12 protein-coding genes and 2 rRNA genes (1 of these 14 running past the window's edge) are annotated in these 14,849 nt (G+C 67.7%); 8 read left to right on the top strand and 6 right to left on the bottom strand.

Going from position 1 to position 14,849, the window contains the following annotated elements:
* Positions 1–547, top strand: a 23S ribosomal RNA gene (locus tag NSQ78_RS21465) (it extends 2,333 nt beyond the left edge of the window).
* Between the two features lie 126 nt (positions 548–673).
* A 5S ribosomal RNA gene (rrf, locus tag NSQ78_RS21460) occupies positions 674–788 on the top strand.
* Between the two features lie 409 nt (positions 789–1,197).
* Here the strand turns inward: rrf and NSQ78_RS21455 are convergent.
* The 3 genes from NSQ78_RS21455 to hemH form a co-directional block, all read right to left on the bottom strand.
* A complete protein-coding gene (locus NSQ78_RS21455; RefSeq protein ID WP_064239542.1) occupies positions 1,198–3,303 on the bottom strand; it encodes a methyl-accepting chemotaxis protein in 2,106 nt (701 codons plus the stop codon).
* A gap of 290 nt (positions 3,304–3,593) precedes the next feature.
* Positions 3,594–4,448, bottom strand: coding sequence for an alpha/beta hydrolase (locus NSQ78_RS21450; protein ID WP_064239541.1), 855 nt, complete (start codon positions 4,446–4,448; stop codon positions 3,594–3,596).
* Positions 4,445–5,407 carry a ferrochelatase gene (gene hemH / locus NSQ78_RS21445; protein ID WP_064239540.1) on the bottom strand — a complete coding sequence of 321 codons (963 nt, stop codon included), beginning with the start codon at positions 5,405–5,407 and terminating at the stop codon, positions 4,445–4,447. The genes NSQ78_RS21450 and hemH overlap by 4 nt, the downstream gene beginning before the upstream one ends.
* A 164-nt stretch (positions 5,408–5,571) precedes the next feature.
* On the opposite strand from hemH, the gene NSQ78_RS21440 reads away from it, so the two are divergent.
* The 4 genes from NSQ78_RS21440 (at position 5,572) to tatC (ending at position 7,976) form a co-directional block, all read left to right on the top strand.
* Positions 5,572–6,459: a YSC84-related protein gene (locus tag NSQ78_RS21440; protein WP_049471086.1), complete on the top strand. Its 888-nt coding sequence runs from the start codon at positions 5,572–5,574 to the stop codon at positions 6,457–6,459.
* A gap of 75 nt (positions 6,460–6,534) precedes the next feature.
* Positions 6,535–6,762: a Sec-independent protein translocase subunit TatA gene (tatA, locus tag NSQ78_RS21435; protein ID WP_049471087.1), complete on the top strand. Its 228-nt coding sequence runs from the start codon at positions 6,535–6,537 to the stop codon at positions 6,760–6,762.
* A gap of 15 nt (positions 6,763–6,777) precedes the next feature.
* Positions 6,778–7,230, top strand: a complete 453-nt coding sequence (tatB, locus tag NSQ78_RS21430) for a Sec-independent protein translocase protein TatB (protein WP_049471089.1) — start codon at positions 6,778–6,780, stop codon at positions 7,228–7,230.
* The gene (gene tatC / locus NSQ78_RS21425) at positions 7,227–7,976 is read left to right on the top strand and encodes a twin-arginine translocase subunit TatC (RefSeq protein ID WP_005420449.1); all 750 of its coding nucleotides are present in this window, start codon (positions 7,227–7,229) and stop codon (positions 7,974–7,976) included. Before tatB ends, tatC begins: the two co-directional genes overlap by 4 nt.
* Before the next feature lie 87 nt (positions 7,977–8,063).
* On the opposite strand, the gene NSQ78_RS21420 is transcribed toward tatC, so the two are convergent.
* From NSQ78_RS21420 to NSQ78_RS21410, 3 genes are read right to left on the bottom strand one after another with little or no spacing between them, the layout of a single operon-like run.
* Entirely contained in the window at positions 8,064–8,975 is a 912-nt protein-coding gene (locus NSQ78_RS21420) for a BPSS1780 family membrane protein (RefSeq protein ID WP_064239539.1), read from the bottom strand.
* 49 nt (positions 8,976–9,024) lie between these two features.
* Entirely contained in the window at positions 9,025–9,771 is a 747-nt protein-coding gene (locus NSQ78_RS21415) for a glutamine amidotransferase (protein ID WP_049471095.1), read from the bottom strand.
* Positions 9,743–11,578 carry a GspE/PulE family protein gene (locus NSQ78_RS21410; RefSeq protein ID WP_049471097.1) on the bottom strand — a complete coding sequence of 612 codons (1,836 nt, stop codon included), beginning with the start codon at positions 11,576–11,578 and terminating at the stop codon, positions 9,743–9,745. Before NSQ78_RS21410 ends, NSQ78_RS21415 begins: the two co-directional genes overlap by 29 nt.
* 83 nt (positions 11,579–11,661) lie before the next feature.
* On the opposite strand from NSQ78_RS21410, the gene glyQ reads away from it, so the two are divergent.
* On the top strand, positions 11,662–12,573 hold the full coding sequence (gene glyQ / locus NSQ78_RS21405) for a glycine--tRNA ligase subunit alpha (protein ID WP_014648902.1): 912 nt from the start codon (positions 11,662–11,664) through the stop codon (positions 12,571–12,573).
* Positions 12,574–12,660: 87 nt separating this feature from the next.
* On the top strand, positions 12,661–14,736 hold the full coding sequence (gene glyS, locus NSQ78_RS21400; protein ID WP_064239537.1) for a glycine--tRNA ligase subunit beta: 2,076 nt from the start codon (positions 12,661–12,663) through the stop codon (positions 14,734–14,736).
* Positions 14,737–14,849: the final 113 nt, after the last annotated feature.

Below are 14,849 nucleotides of genomic sequence, written 5' to 3'. Positions count from 1 at the left end.
CGACGGATCAAGCAGGTAGGAAACTAGGACTTAGTGATCCGGTGGTTCTGTATGGAAGGGCCATCGCTCAACGGATAAAAGGTACTCCGGGGATAACAGGCTGATACCGCCCAAGAGTTCATATCGACGGCGGTGTTTGGCACCTCGATGTCGGCTCATCACATCCTGGGGCTGTAGTCGGTCCCAAGGGTATGGCTGTTCGCCATTTAAAGTGGTACGCGAGCTGGGTTCAGAACGTCGTGAGACAGTTCGGTCCCTATCTGCCATGGGCGTTGGAGATTTGAGAGGGGCTGCTCCTAGTACGAGAGGACCGGAGTGGACGAACCTCTGGTGTTCCGGTTGTCACGCCAGTGGCATTGCCGGGTAGCTATGTTCGGAAGCGATAACCGCTGAAAGCATCTAAGCGGGAAGCGCGCCTCAAGATGAGATCTCCCGGGGCACAAGCCCCCTGAAGGAACCATGTAGACTACGTGGTTGATAGGTCAGGTGTGTAAGTACAGCAATGTATTGAGCTAACTGATACTAATGATCCGTGCGGCTTGACCATATAACCTCAAGTTGCCTTGGCTTTACGACAACGTCGTAAGAGCATCCAAGTGCACGCTACGTCACAAGAACTATGCGAGGCTGGCGCCTTGTCCCCTAGGGACGAGTGCGACTCTCCAAAAGCCTCCCTGGTGAAATTAGCGCTGTGGAACCACCCGATCCCATCCCGAACTCGGAAGTGAAACGCAGCTGCGCCGATGGTAGTGTGGCTCAAGCCATGCGAGAGTAGGTCATCGCCAGGGTTTATACCCAAAACCCCGCTGCTCACGCAGCGGGGTTTTTCTTTGTGCGCAGAACATGCGGGTAGTGCCGGCCGCTGGCCGGCAACCCCATGGCCCAGCATCGTCCCGGGAGATTCACGCGATGCGTGGGGGGGGCTCCACGCGCAACCACGGTGCCAACCAAGGTTCGCAGCTACCGAGGGCAGGCGGATCAAGAGTAGATCCACGCCATGCGTGGATGGGGTGTTCCTGCAAAAAGCGATGCCAACCAAGGGTGGCAGCTACGCTTCGCAGGCCCAGCCGGCCAGCGGCCGGCACTACCGTTAGAACCACGTCATGCGTGCATGGGTTGTTCCTGCGACAAGCCTAAGCAATAAAAAAACGGCGCCCTGCGGGCGCCGTTTTCCTCAACGCGCGACGCAGGACCTCATCACGCTGCCCGCGACACTCCGTGCAGTTCCTGCTGGCGGAACACCGACACCGCCTCGGTGAGCGTGCCTGCCTGCGACTGCAGCTCGCGTGCGGCGGCGGTCGCTTCCTCCACCAGCGCGGCATTCTGCTGCGTGGCCTGGTCCATCTGCACGACGGTCTGGTTGATCTGCTCGATGCCGATCGACTGCTCCTGCGAGGCCGCGGAGATCTCATGCATCAAGTGGCTGACATTCTCCACGCCGCCGACAATGCCCTGCATGCGCAGGCCGGCATCGGCCACCAGCTGGGCACCCTCGCCGACCTGGCGGCCGGCCTCATCGATCAGCTTCTTGATCTCCTGTGCCGCGGCGGCCGATCGCTGCGCCAGCACGCGCACCTCACTGGCGACCACCGCGAAGCCGCGGCCCTGCTCACCGGCGCGTGCGGCCTCGACCGCTGCGTTGAGCGCGAGGATGTTGGTCTGGAACGCGATGCCATCGATGACGCCGGTGATGTCGCCGATCCGCTTCGAGGCGCCTTCGATCGCCTGCATGGTGTCGACCACCCGCTGCATGGCGACATTGCCGTCGCTGGCGGCGGCCTGGGTAGTGACCGCCAGCTGGCTGGCCTCGCGTGCATGGGCGGCATTCTGGCGCACGGTGGCGGTCAGCTCTTCCATCGACGCAGCGGTCTCCTGCAGATGCGCGGCCTGGCGCTCGCTGCGCTCGGACAATGCGCCGTTGCCGGCAGCGATCTCGCTGGCCGCGGTACTGATCGAAGACGCGCATTCCTGGATGCGACCGACCATGCGTGCCAACTGGGCGGCGGTGGCGTTGGCATCACGCTGGATCGCGGCGAACGCACCGTGATGCTCGCCATGCATGCGCCGATCAAGATCGCCGCTGGCCAGCGCCGAGAGCATCTGCCGCACTTCGTCGACAGTGCTGCCCAGCGTATCCAGCAGCTGGTTGATGCCACCGGTCAGGCCATCCAGGAAGCTGGCGCCCTCCGCTGGCTGCAGGCGCTGGTCAAGGTCGCCAGCGGCGGCGGCGGCGACGATGTCCGCGACGGCATTCTCCAGCTTGAGCTCCTGGGTGCGGTCATGCCACTCCACGGCAAAGCCCAGGCGCACGCCTTGCGCGTCGAACACCGGTGTGACCACCTGCGCGAAGTGCACCGGGCCGATCTGCACCTTGCCGTTGTGCGCGACCTGCAGGCCGTTGAGGATCGCGCGGATGCGGTCCGGGTTGGCGTGGAAGCGATGGATGCTGCTGCCGACCAGGCGCTCGGCGTCGAAATCAGGAAAGGCCTGGCGCAACGTCGCCTGCTGGTTGCGCAGCAGCGCGACCACCGAGCGGTTCACGTAGCGGATCACATGGTCGTTGTCGGCAATCATCATCGCCGTGCGCGACGCATCCAGTGCCTGGCGGATCTGCGCGTTCTCGGCATGCGACGCGGCTTCGCGTCCCCGCTGGGCCTGCACGTGGCGCGCAGTGTCGGCCAGCGCGTGGGCCAGCGAACCCGGTGCATAGGCGCCGGTATCGGCATGTGCCCCAAGATCGGCACCCGTGGCGATATCGCGTGCGAGTGCGGCAAGCCGACGCGGGCCATGGCCCAGTGCTTCGGTCTGCTGGCGCAGCCGCTGCGCGACCTGGCCGAGGAACAGGGTCAGCCCCGCGAGCATCGCGGCCTGCAGCAGCGTCGGCCACAGTGCAGCACCCGCCTGCGGCGGTACCAGCAGCGCGAGCGTGCCGACGCTGCCGGCCAGCCACACCGGCAAACGATCGCGATGGCCGAGCAGCATCCCCAGCAGCACGGCGATCGGCAGCGCCGGCGACAGGCCGACGATGGTGCATGCCAGGGCCAACTGCAGCGCGACCAGGACCGCCAGGCCGTTGCGGGCGATGCTGCGGCCGGCCAATGGACCTGCCAGCCACAGCGCCGGCAGCACCGCAGCCGCCATGCACGCAGCGGCCACGACCTGCGGGCCACGCAGGGCCAACGCCAGGCCTGCGACGGCCAGTGTCGCGCTGCCGATCAACAGTCGACGGTCAGCGCCGCGGGCGAGTTGCTGCAGATGCGGCAGGCGGGCGGCATCGGGGGGACGGGAGGATGCAATGGACATCGGAGGCTCCTGGATCAGCAGACGACAACGACCACGCCGCAGCGCACGCAGCAGGGCGTGACCGGGGCATGTGTCGGGAATTCGAGGAATGCGGCGCGATCAGCGACGCGGAGACGGGACACCGTGGCCACATCCTGTGGGTGACGGTGCAGCAGAGCGGGCATGCGGACTTCCTTGCAGAACCAGACACACGCCGCAGGCCCGACCGGGCCCGCGTGCAGCGGGCGCAAGGGCCCGCAACTGGTGTATCGGCCGCGAACGCGCAGAGTGAAGCGCGTGCTCGCCTGCGCTCAGCCGGCGTTGTCGTTGCTGAAGAAGCGCAGGATCACTTCGGCGACCCGCGCCGGATCTTCCATGTGCAGGTGATGGTTGCCGGGAAACACCGCCAGCCGTCCATCGCGCAGGTGCCGCAGGCGATCGCTGCGCATCGGTTCGGGATAGTAGGGCTGCGCGGGAGTGGCGTAGATCACCTGCGTCGGGCAGGTGATCGCCTGCAGCAGGTTGTCGATCTGGCCCTCGCTGAGGCGGATCGCCGTGGGCAGCATCAACCGTGGATCACTGCACCAGCGATAGCCACCCTCGACGGGCTCCACGCCACGCTCGACCAGCAGCCGCGCGCAGTGTTCGCTGAGCTGATTGGTCATCATCCGCGCGCGGATCGGCGCAGCGAGGTCGGGGAACACGCGCAGCTGCTTGCGTGCCAGCGCCCGCGTCGCGTTCACGTGTTCGCGCAGGCGATGCGCGGTGTCCTCTTCGGGGCCACGCAGGCCACCGAGTGCTTCGATCGCCACCAGGCGCTCGACGCGGTCACTGACTGCGGCGGTGAGGCTGGCGATGCCGGCGCCCATCGAATGGCCGAGCAGGCTGAAGCGGTCCCAGCCCAACGCGTCGGCGACGTCGAGTACGTGGCAGATGGCAGCGGCCGTGGTGTAGCTTGCGCCGGCCGGAAGATGGGCGCTGTGGCCGTGGCCAGGCAGGTCGACCGCCACCAGCTGCAACGACAGGAGGTGCGGGGCCAGCGGCACGAAGCTGGCGGCGTTGTCGAGCCAGCCATGCAGGGCCAGCACGCGCGGGCCGTCACCGGCGGTGCGCAGGCCGGCGACGCGTGCGCCCCCGACCTGGAGTTCAAACGGTTGCAGACTCATGCCAGCGAGGACACGGCCAGCCGCGCCAGCGCGCGCGCGTGCTCCGGATCGGCGTTGAGGCAAGGAATGTAGCGCATCGTTGCGCCGCGCTCGGCCAGCGTTTCGGTGAAGCCCAGCGCGACCTCTTCCAGCGTTTCCAGGCAGTCGGTGGCGAATCCGGGGCAGACCACATCGATCTGCTTCACGCCGGATTCGGCCAGCGCCCACAGGCTGGGTTCGGCATACGGCTGCAGCCAGCGCTCGCGGCCGAAGCGCGACTGGTAACCCATCTGCCAGTCGTCCTTGCCCAGGCCCAGTGCATGGGCGATGGCCTGCGCGCTGGCCGCGCAGCGCTGCGGATACGGATCACCCGCGTCGGCCAGGCGCTGCGGGATGCCGTGGAAGGAGAACATCAGTTTCTGGCCGCGGCCGTGCTGTTCCCAGTAGCGGCGGATCGAGCCGGCAACGGCCTCGACCCAGCCCGGGTCGACCGAGTAGTCGCGTACCAGGCTGACGGTCACGCCCGGGTTGCGCCGCTGCCAGGCATCGACCCGGTCCTCGACCGAGGCGGTGGTGGTGGTGGAGTACTGCGGGTACAGCGGCAGCACTACGATGCGGCGTGCGCCTTCGGCGGCGAGGCGGTCGAGCTCGCCGGCCAGTGCCGGTTCGCCGTAGCGCATCGCATGGCGGACCTTCAGCGTCGGCAGCAGGGACTGCATCGCCTCCGCCAGTTGACGGGTATGAACCATCAACGGCGACCCGTCCGGTAGCCAGACCTGCGTATACTTGGCCGCGGACCGGCCGCTGCGCAGCGGCAGGATCAGTCCGCGCAGCAGCGGCTGCCACAGCAGCGCCGGAATCGCGACCACACGGGGATCGGACAGGAATTCGGCCAGGTAACGACGTACGGCGGGGGCCGTCGGCGTCTCGGGCGTGCCTAGGTTGACCGCCAGCACGGCGGTATCGGGTGCGTCGAGCATGGGAGCATTGTCGCCGATCCGGCGCCGCGCCGGGATGCAGGGTTCGGAAGGCCGGCATAGGCCGCGTCAATGCGGGCAGGCAACGCTCATTGGCGATTCATGACAACGCCACTAATTTCAGTCACTTGCTATATCTTCCTATGGACTGACTTCTGGAGCCTGCCATGCGTCGCCCGATCCAAGCCCTGCTGATCGCCGCCAGCCTGCTGTCCAGCCAGGCCATGGCCGGACCGCAGGAAGACCAGCGCGCCCGCAACGCCGTGCGCGTGCTGGCCGAAATCCAGGAAATCCCTGAACAGGGTATTCCGGACAAATTGCTCGACGAAGGCCGCGCAGTCATCGTCATTCCCGACACGATCAAGGCCGGCCTGGTCATTGGCGGTCGTCGCGGCCACGGGCTGATGTCGGTGCGCATGCCCAATGGCGCGTGGTCGAGCCCGGTGTTCGTCAAGCTGACCGGTGGCAGCATCGGCTTCCAGGCCGGCGTCCAGTCTTCGGACGTGGTGCTGGTGTTCCGCAACGACCGCAGCCTGGACAACCTGGTCAACGGTAAATTCACCCTCGGTGCCGATGCCGGCGTTGCCGCCGGCCCGGTGGGCCGCAATGCCGCGGCGGCCACCGACGGCCAGCTGAAGGCCGAGATCTGGTCGTGGTCGCGCGCCCGCGGGCTGTTCGCCGGTGTCGCCCTGGATGGCGCGGTGCTGCAGATCGACGATGCCGCCAACCTGGAGGCTTATGGCAGCAACACCACGCCGCGGATGATCTTCGAAGGGCGGGTTGCCGGTTCGCCGTCGATGGATGTGGTCGCCTTCCGCGATCGCCTGGAGGAGGCCACCTACGCCGCGCGCAACAACCGCAACGGCACGGCTGGCACTGCGCCGCGTCCGGCCCCGGCGGCGGCTCCTGTGCCTGTTCAGGCAGCCCCTGCGGCCCCGGCCGAAGCGACCACTGCGCCGCTGCAGAACGTGCCGCAGACGCCGCCGCCGCAGCAGCAGGGCTTCCAGCCGGTCAACGACGGCGAAATCCGCACGGAAACGCTGGGCGGGAACTGACTTTCGTCACGCGCGCCGGCTAACAGCCGGTGCGCTATGCTCGACAGCCTGATCACTAACGTAACGAGCGTCTTTATGGGCAGTTTCAGCATCTGGCATTGGTTGGTCGTGCTGGCCATCGTCCTGCTGGTGTTCGGCACCAAGCGCCTGACCAGCGGCGCCAAGGACCTCGGTTCGGCGGTCAAGGAATTCAAGAAGGGCATGCGCGACGACGACAAGCCGAACGCGCAGCTGGGCGATGAATCGCGCAGCCAGGACGCCTCGCGCACCGCGCAGGACGAGCACGACCGCAGCCCTCGCTGATCCGGAGCGGTCGCGGTGTTTGATATCGGCTTCAGCGAACTGCTGGTGATCGCGGTGGTCGCCCTGGTGGTGCTCGGTCCCGAGCGCCTGCCCAAGGCGGCCCGCTTCGCCGGCCTGTGGGTACGGCGTGCCCGCAACCAGTGGGATTCGGTGAAACAGGAACTGGAACGCGAACTGCAGGCCGAAGAGATCAAGCGGCAGATGCAGGACGTGCGCCAGGGCATGCAGGACACCGAGAACCAGTTGCGTGCCAGCGGCGAGGCACTGCGTCGCGAAGCCCAGCAGGCGCAGCGGCAGGGCGATGAGCTGGTACAGGAAGTACGCGCACCCGCGCAGGCGGACGTTCCGCCGCACCTGGGCGGGCCTGCCGCGGAGGCACCCGCACAGGAGCCTGCTGCACCCGACGCGACCACCGCCGCTGACGCCGGTGCGGCGGCGCCGACGCAGCGCACGGAGCGCCAGCCATGAGCGAACAGGATTTCGGCGAGAGCTCGCTGGTCGAACATCTGGTGGAACTGCGCGGCCGTCTGGTGCGCGCCCTGCTTGGCCTGGGCGTGGTGCTGCTGGCGCTGCTGCCGTTCACCCAGAAACTCTACAACGCCCTGGCCGAACCTCTGGTCTCGCAGCTGCCCAATGGGCAGACGATGATCGCGACCAATCCGGCCGGCGCCTTCTTCGCGCCCTTGAAGCTGACGTTCTTCGTGGCCCTGTTCGTGGCGGTGCCGTGGCTGCTGTACCAGCTGTGGGCCTTCGTCGCCCCGGGACTGTATGCGCGTGAGAAGCGCCTGGCGGTGCCGCTGCTGGTGTCTTCGGTACTGCTGTTCTACACCGGCTGTGCCTTCGCCTACTTCCTGGTGCTGCCGGCGGTGTTCCATTTCCTGACCACCTTCAGCCCGGACGTGATCGCGATCACCCCGGATGCGAACGCCTACCTGGATTTCGTGCTGGCGATCTTCTTCGCCTTCGGTGGCAGTTTCGAACTGCCGGTGGCGATGGTGATCCTGGTCCTGCTGGGCTGGGTGACGCCGCAGCAGTTCAAGGAAGGCCGCGGCTACGCGATCGTCGGCATCTTCGTGCTGGCAGCGGTGCTGACTCCGCCGGACGTGGTCTCGCAGCTGATGCTGGCGATCCCGATGTGCCTGCTCTACGAGCTGGGCATTCACGCCGCACGCTGGCTGGTGCCGTCATCGGCAGTCAAGAAGCCCGCCGCCTGAAAAGCCAAAAGGGGACGGAGGGGATTAAGTCGTTAGCTGCACACGCTGGGCATAAACGACTTAATCCCCTCCGTCCCCTTTTTTCCGTCAGGCGTGGAAGATGTCGCTCGAGGTCGGCGTGGTCGGGATCGGCGGCGCTGCGCGGCTGCCGCGGTGCACGAACATCTGCTTCCATGCGGCATAGACCGCACCGACATACAGCGGCATCAGCACCGTGGTCAGCACCAGCTGCGCGATGAAGGCGGCCGCCAGCGGGCCGCCGATCAGCATCGCGATCTGGATCACGATCACGAACAGGATGTAGATGCAGAACGCGGCGATCAGGCCCAGCACGGCGAACACGATCATCGCGCCGATGTTCTCGATGCAGCCCTGCAGGCTCAGGCGCAGCGCGTGCATGCCGCTCTGCTTGTCGAACACCACCAGCGCCGGCTGGGTGAACATTGCCAGCGACAGTGCGACCGCGCTCAGGAACACCAGCAGCATCCACAGCGCGATGCGCTTGGCCGGCAGGTCGGCCACCAGCGCCGCAGCATCGTCCGGCTTGATCTGCTGGCCACTGCGGCTGATCTCTTCCATCTTGGTCATGACCTCGCTGAAGGCGGTGAAACCTTCGCGGCCGATCATCAGGAACAGCAGCGCGCCCAGCAGCAGCACCGCCAACACCTGGATCGCCAGCGGCACCAGCAGGTGGCTGACGCGGTGGTCGCGGATCGGCTGCAGCAGGTGCGAGGACAGGCCCGGGCGGCCTTCGTCGATCTCGCCCACGGCGTACAGCATGCCGCCGAACATGATCGGCGAGATGGCCAGGGTCATCAGCTGCACGGCCATGCCGGCGGCGCCGGGAATCAGCGTCGACAACAGCGTGACCACCCAGCTCACCAGCAGCCAGGCCAGGCCGATCCGGGCCAGCTGCAGCGGCGCACGCCGGTACAGCGAGAACGTATCCAGCAACCACTGGGCGCCCGCCGAGGCCGGCAGCTTGCGAATCTCTTTCATGGACATCCGGGAAGGACAGGAGGGGCCGGGCGCTTGCCCGTGCCGCCGATTATCCCTGTTTTGCCGCCGGCTGGGCTGAAGACAGCCGCGCCTGGCGAACGAAGCGGCGCAGCAGCTGGCGGGCCAGCGGTGCGGCGCTGACCGCGCGCTCGATGCTGCGGGCGCAGCCGCCATGGCGGCCGATGCAGTCGGCGCGGGCACGCACGTAGCCGCGCATGTGGTGGGTGGCGAACTCGGGGTGGAACTGTACGCCCCAGGCCTGGCGCCCCCAGCGGAAGGCATGGCAGCCATCCAGCGGCGAGCGTGCCAGCACTTCGGCGCCGTCCGGCGCGCGCAGCACAGTCTGCAGGTGGGTGGCGTGGGCGGCAAAGTGCTGCGGCAGGCCCTGGAACAGCGGGTCCTGCGCCGCCTGCGGCTGCAGCTCCAGTTCGATCGTGCCGGACTCGCGCCCGGCCGGGTTGTAGGCCACTTCCCCGCCCAGCGCGTGCGCCAGCAGCTGGTGGCCGTAGCAGATGCCGAACACCGGCAGGCCGGCATGGGCGGTCTGGCGCAGCCATGCGGCGCTGCGCTCACTCCATTCGGCGTGGTCGGTGACGAAGGCGGCCGAGCCGGTCACCAGCACGCCGGCGAAGGCGTGCGGATCGGGCAGTGCACCGCCGTGTTCGACGTCGACCACCACGGTCTGGTGTTCTTCCAGCCCGGCGGCCACGCGGATCCAGTGCGGAAAGCGCCCGTAGCGGCGCAGCGACGGCACCGGGCGGCCGGTTTCAAGGATCAGGAACGGGGCTGGGTTCATCCGGGGGCGGCAGGACTGACAGGACTTCCTCGATTGTAGTCAGCCCCTGCGCCACCTTTTCAAGCCCGGCCTGGCGCAGGGTTCGCAGCCCTTCAGCCCGCGCGGCACGGGTGAAACCGGCCAGATCCATGTCAGCGCGGATCTGCCCACGCAGCCGCGAGCCCAATGGCAGCAACTCATACAGGCCGATGCGGCCGAGGAATCCGGTGCGCCGGCACTCCAGGCAACCGACCGGACGACAGGGCGTGGCGGCATCTGGATATGCAGCTTGGCTATCAGCCAGCACCGCCCAGTCGGCAGCACCAAGGGTGTGCGGCTGCTTGCAGTGCGGGCACAGCGTGCGCACCAGGCGCTGGGCGAGGATGCCGTTGAGGGTGCTGGCCAGCAGGTAGTGCGGCACGCCCAGGTCGAGCAGGCGGGTGACCGCCGACGGCGCGTCGTTGGTATGCAGCGTGGACAGCACCAGGTGGCCGGTCAGCGAGGCCTGCACCGCCATCTGCGCGGTTTCCAGGTCGCGGATCTCGCCGATCATGATGATGTCCGGGTCCTGCCGCAGCAGCGTGCGCACGCCACTGGCGAAATCCAGGTCGATGTTGGCCTGCACCTGCATCTGGTTGAACTCGGGCGCGATCATCTCGATCGGGTCCTCCACCGTGCACACGTTCACGTCGGGCGTGGCCAGCCGCTTCAGCGTCGAATACAGGGTGGTGGTCTTGCCCGAGCCGGTCGGGCCGGTGACCAGCACGATGCCGTGCGGGCGTTCGACCAGGGCGTTCCAGCCGGCGGCCTCCTGCGGGCTGAAGCCGAGCTGGTCGATGCTCTTGAAGGCGGCATCCGGGTCGAAGATGCGCATCACGCACTTCTCGCCGAAGGCGGTAGGCATGGTCGACAGGCGCATCTCGACTTCGCGGCCACCCGGCGAGCGGGTCTTGATGCGGCCGTCCTGCGGGCGCCGGCGTTCGGCCAGGTCCATGCGGCCGAGCACCTTGATGCGGCTGACCACGGCGGTCATCACCGCCGGTGGCACCTCGAACACCTTGTGCAGCACGCCATCGATGCGGAAGCGCATGCGCCCCATCTCGCGGCGCGGTTCCAGGTGGATGTCCGAGGCGCGCTGTTCGTAGGCGTACTGCAGCAGCCAGTCGACGATGTGCACGATGTGCTGGTCGTCGGCATTGACGTCGCCGGTGCGGCCCAGCTCGACCAGCTGCTCGAAGCTGGGCAGGGTGGTGCTGGCTTCGCCGCGGACATCGCCGCGCGCGCCACGCACCGAGCGGGTCACCCCGTAGAACTCCATGGTGTAGCGGTGCAGGTCGAGCGGATTGACCACCGCCAGCTCGATGCTGCGGCGGGTCAGGTGCTGCAGGTCGCGGCGCCACTCCTGCACCAGCGGCTCGCTGGTGGCCACCAGCACCCGTTCGGCATCCACCGCCAGCGGCAGGAAGCGATGGCGGCGGGCGTAGGCGTGGGAGACCAGCGCGGTGACCGCGGCGACGTCGACCCGGGTCGGATCGATGCGCAGGTAGCGGCTGCCGGTGCGCCGGGCCAGCCATTCGGTCAGGCGTTCCAGGGTCAGTTCGCCACCGTCGTGGGCGGCCAGCTTGAGGTTGGACAGCAGCACCAGCGGGTGCACTTCGCTGGCATTGCGGGCGCCCTGTGCGGAAAACCGCATGCGCTCGACGTCGTGCTCGGCGACCAGGCCATCGGCCAGCAGCGCTGCGCAGACCTGTTCGAAATGCAGGCGTCCCCACGGCAGCGGGATGTCGCCTGGCTCGCCGGGCGTGCCCACCGGCAGCCGATGTTCCATCTGCCTGCTCCTCCCGGGTACGGAATGCCCCGCAGGTCGGCCGTTATACTAACGCACCCCCTTGCCGGCCAAGACTCGTACGCATGTCCGCGACCCCGACCGTTCCGATCACCTTCCAGGGCCTGATCCAGACCCTGAACCAGTTCTGGGCCCAGCAGGGCTGCGTGCTCATCCAGCCGCTCGACCTGGAGGTGGGCGCCGGTACCTTCCACCCGGCCACCTTCCTGCGTGCGATCGGTCCGGAACGCTGGAACGCGGCCTACGTGCAGCCCTCGCGCCGCCCGACCGACGGCCGCTACGGCGAGAACCCCAACCGCCTGCAGCGCTACTACCAGTACCAGGTGGCGATGAAGCCGGCGCCGGACAACATCCAGCAGCTGTACCTGGATTCGCTGAAGGCGCTGGGCATCGACCCGCTGGTGCACGACCTGCGTTTCGTCGAGGACAACTGGGAATCGCCGACGCTGGGCGCCTGGGGCCTGGGCTGGGAAGTCTGGCTCAACGGCATGGAAGTGACCCAGTTCACCTACTTCCAGCAGGCCGGTGGCCTGGAGTGCCGCCCGGTGCTGGGCGAGATCACCTACGGCCTCGAACGCCTGTGCATGTACCTGCAGAACTGCGACAACGTCTACGACCTGGTCTGGACCTACGGCCCGGACGGGCAGCCGGTGACCTATGGCGACGTCTACCACCAGAACGAAGTCGAGCAGAGCACCTACAACTTCGAATACGCCGACGTGGACGAAATGTTCCACCGCTTCGATGCCTGCGAGCGTGAAGCGCAGAAGCTGGTCGAGGTGGGCTTGCCGTTGCCGGCCTACGAGCAGGTGATGAAGGCCAGCCACACCTTCAACCTGCTCGATGCACGCCGCGCGATCAGCGTGACCGAGCGCCAGCGCTACATCCTGCGCGTGCGCGCGCTGGCCCAGGCGGTGGCCAAGGCGTACTACGAGCAGCGCGAGAAGCTGGGCTTCCCGGGCGCGAAGAAGGCCTGACGGGCCGTCCGCAGCCACCCGCTTTTCATCAACTACCCGGGGCGCCGGACGCGTCGCGCGCTGCGCCCCCACCACAGGATCGAACCGATGAGCCAACTGTCCCCCCTGCTGATCGAACTGGGCACCGAGGAGCTGCCGGTCAAGGCGCTGCCGGGCCTGGCCCAGGCGTTCTTCGACGGTATTGTCGAAGGGCTGCGCACGCGCGGCGTCGCACTGGACCTGGGCGATGCACGCCCGCTGTCGACCCCGCGCCGGCTGGCCGTGCTGCTGCCGGGCGTTGGCCTGGAACAGCCGGAACAGCACAGCGAAGTGCTGGGCCCGTACCTGAACATCGCACTGGACGCCGAAGGCCAGCCAACCAAGGCGTTGCTGGGCTTCGCCGCCAAGGCCGGGATCGACTGGACCGCGCTGGAGAAGACCACCGACAACAAGGGTGAGCGCTTCGTGCACCGTGCGGTGACCCCGGGCGCGCGCACCGCCAGCCTGCTGCCGGAGATCCTGCGCGAGGCGATTGCGGCGATGCCGATTCCCAAGCCGATGCGCTGGGGCGACCACACCTGGGGCTTTGCGCGCCCGGCGCACTGGCTGGTGCTGCTGCACGGTACCGAGGTGGTGGAGGCCGAGCTGTTCGGCCTGCAGGCCGGCCGTATCAGCCGTGGCCATCGCTTCCACCACGACCAGCCCGTGTCGCTGGCCCAGCCGCAGGATTACGTTGAAGCCCTGCGCGCCGCCTTCGTGCTGGTCGACCCGAGCGAGCGCCGCGCGCGCATCGTCGCCGAGGTCGAGGCTGCCGCGGCCAAGGCCGGTGGCAGCGCCCGCATCAGCGACGACAACCTGGAGCAGGTGGTGAACCTGGTCGAGTGGCCGTCGGCGGTGCTGTGCAGCTTCGAACGCGCCTTCCTGGCAGTGCCGCAGGAAGCACTGATCGAAACGATGGAGATCAACCAGAAGTTCTTCCCGGTGCTGGATGCCGCCGGCACCCTGACCGAGAAGTTCATCGGCATCGCCAATATCGAATCGAAGGACGTGGCCGAGGTGGCCAAGGGCTACGAGCGGGTGATCCGCCCGCGCTTTGCCGATGCCAAGTTCTTCTTCGACGAGGACCTGAAGCAGGGCCTGGCGTCGATGGGCGACGGCCTGAAGACGGTAACCTACCAGGCCAAGCTGGGGAGCGTGGCCGACAAGGTGGCGCGCGTGGCGGTCCTGGCCGAGGTGATCGCGCCGCAGGTCGGCGCTGATCCGGTGCAGGCCAGGCGGGCTGCCGAGCTGGCCAAGAACGACCTGCAGTCGCGCATGGTCAACGAGTTCCCGGAGCTGCAGGGCATCGCGGGCCGCCACTACGCCGTGGCCGGTGGTGAGCCGGAAGAGGTGGCGCTGGCCATCGACGAGGCCTACCAGCCGCGCTTCGGCGGTGATGACATCGCGCTGTCGCCGCTGGGCAAGGTGCTGGCCATCGCCGAACGCGTCGACACGCTGGCCGGTGGTTTCGCCGCGGGCCTGAAGCCGACCGGCAACAAGGACCCGTTCGCCCTGCGCCGCAATGCGCTGGGCCTGGCCCGCACGATCATCGAAAGCGGCTTCGAGCTGGACCTGCGCGCGCTGCTGGCCAGCGCCAACGCCGGCCTGGCCGCGCGCAACGTGCAGGCCGATGTCGGCGAGCTGTACGACTTCATCCTCGACCGCCTGAAGGGCTATTACGGCGACAAGGGCGTGCCGGCCACGCACTTCAACGCGGTGGCCGAACTGAAGCCGGCCTCGCTGTACGACTTCGACCGCCGCCTGGATGCGATCGGCACCTTCGCCGCACTGCCGGAAGCCGAAGCACTGGCTGCGGCCAACAAGCGCATCCGCAACATCCTGCGCAAGGCCGAGGGCGACATTCCGGCGCAGATCGACCCGGCGCTGCTGCAGGAGGACGCCGAGCGCGCGCTGGCCGAAGCGGTCACCGCCGCCATCGACGACACCGGCGCCAGCCTGCAGCACAAGGACTACGTGGCGGTGCTGGCGCGCCTGGCCCGCCTGCGTCCGCAGGTCGACGCGTTCTTCGATGGCGTGATGGTCAATGCCGAGGATCCGGCACTGCGCGGCAATCGCCTTGCGCTGCTGACGATGCTGGGCGAGCGCCTGGGCAAGGTGGCGGCGATCGAGCATCTGTCGAGCTGATGCCCGTATCGGTAGTGCCGGCCGCTGGCCGGCATTGCCACCGCGCATCGCATCGACCTGTGGATTGCCGGCCAGCGGCCGGCGGATGTCCATCGGGGTCATCGCCGGCATCG

This window comes from Stenotrophomonas sp. FSL W7-1447 (assembly GCF_037966425.1).
Classification (GTDB): domain Bacteria; phylum Pseudomonadota; class Gammaproteobacteria; order Xanthomonadales; family Xanthomonadaceae; genus Stenotrophomonas; species Stenotrophomonas pavanii.
Note: the sequence above shows the minus strand (reverse complement) of the source record. Positions and strands in the feature narration are given on the sequence as shown.

Excerpts from the sequence above, each read along its gene's own strand:
- NSQ78_RS21455 (WP_064239542.1), bottom strand. The coding sequence starts at position 3,303 with ATGTCCATTGCATCCTCCCGTCCCCCCGATGCCGCCCGCCTGCCGCAT.
- NSQ78_RS21450 (WP_064239541.1), bottom strand. The coding sequence starts at position 4,448 with ATGAGTCTGCAACCGTTTGAACTCCAGGTCGGGGGCGCACGCGTCGCC.
- hemH (WP_064239540.1), bottom strand. The coding sequence starts at position 5,407 with ATGCTCGACGCACCCGATACCGCCGTGCTGGCGGTCAACCTAGGCACG.
- NSQ78_RS21440 (WP_049471086.1), top strand. The coding sequence starts at position 5,572 with ATGCGTCGCCCGATCCAAGCCCTGCTGATCGCCGCCAGCCTGCTGTCC.
- tatA (WP_049471087.1), top strand. The coding sequence starts at position 6,535 with ATGGGCAGTTTCAGCATCTGGCATTGGTTGGTCGTGCTGGCCATCGTC.
- tatC (WP_005420449.1), top strand. The coding sequence starts at position 7,227 with ATGAGCGAACAGGATTTCGGCGAGAGCTCGCTGGTCGAACATCTGGTG.
- NSQ78_RS21420 (WP_064239539.1), bottom strand. The coding sequence starts at position 8,975 with ATGAAAGAGATTCGCAAGCTGCCGGCCTCGGCGGGCGCCCAGTGGTTG.
- NSQ78_RS21415 (WP_049471095.1), bottom strand. The coding sequence starts at position 9,771 with ATGAACCCAGCCCCGTTCCTGATCCTTGAAACCGGCCGCCCGGTGCCG.
- NSQ78_RS21410 (WP_049471097.1), bottom strand. The coding sequence starts at position 11,578 with ATGGAACATCGGCTGCCGGTGGGCACGCCCGGCGAGCCAGGCGACATC.
- glyQ (WP_014648902.1), top strand. The coding sequence starts at position 11,662 with ATGTCCGCGACCCCGACCGTTCCGATCACCTTCCAGGGCCTGATCCAG.
- glyS (WP_064239537.1), top strand. The coding sequence starts at position 12,661 with ATGAGCCAACTGTCCCCCCTGCTGATCGAACTGGGCACCGAGGAGCTG.